Consider the following 893-nt stretch of genomic DNA (forward strand, 5'->3'; position numbering starts at 1 on the left):
GCCGGCTCCAGCGTCTCCACCTCGAACCCCACCACCGCGCGGCGCTCGCGGCTGAACTCCACCCCGATCAGGTGGATCGGCTGAGCGTCCGCGCGGTACTTGTCGGCATAGCCACGATCCTTGATCTGCTGCAACGCCCGACCTTCGGGCTCCAGCTCGACGACCTTGAATTCGAACAGATAAACCTGGCCCTTGAAGCGCACCGCCATGTCCAGACGCCCGCCACGGCTGGCGTCTTCCAACACGATATCGAGCCCCAGCGCCGCGAAATAGGAATAGAAAACGCTGGCGTAATAGCCCTCGTAGCGGGCGATCGGGTTGTTGCGAAACCAGTCGCTGGGGATGCTCGCGAAGAAGGCGTCGAACAGCCCCTGCAGTCCGGCGCGGTCGCCTGCCTCCAGCAGCTTGAGCAGCCGCAGCCGATTGGCGAAGGCGCACTGTCCGTCTACCCCGTAACCGATCAGCAAGGCGGCGTTGAGACTGGTCTCGACCTCGTGATTGGGATAGCCCAGGGTATAGACCCAGTAGCCGGTCAGCGGCTCCTCGACCTGGTGAATGGTCAGATAGCCGGTCTGAAACAGCAGCGCATCGCTGTTGATCTGCTCGACATCGAAGGTCGAGAGCAGCTCCAGGCTGGTCTGACGGTAGGCCAGATTGGGGGTGAAATAGCCGCGTTCGGTGAGGACATCGACCAAGAAGCGCGGCGTGCCGGTCTCGAACCACCAGGGGCGGAACTGGCGCTTCTGAAACAGCAGCAGCACATCGAAGGGGTTGTAGACCGATTCCCCAGTCCAGTTGTAGCCGTTGTACCAACGGCGGATCTCGTCGCGATCCAGTCCCTCAACTTCGGGTGCGAAGACGGTGTCGAGATCATGCTCGGTATAGCCGCAGAG

1 protein-coding gene is annotated in these 893 nt (G+C 62.0%); it reads right to left on the reverse strand.

The features are described from left to right. Nucleotides 1-893, reverse strand: an 893-nt coding sequence (locus CKO23_RS24915) for a PD-(D/E)XK nuclease domain-containing protein (RefSeq protein ID WP_200336255.1), incomplete at both ends; no start/stop codon positions are given.

The organism is Thiocystis violacea, assembly GCF_016583565.1.
GTDB classification, from domain to species: Bacteria; Pseudomonadota; Gammaproteobacteria; order Chromatiales; family Chromatiaceae; genus Thiorhodococcus; species Thiorhodococcus violaceus_A.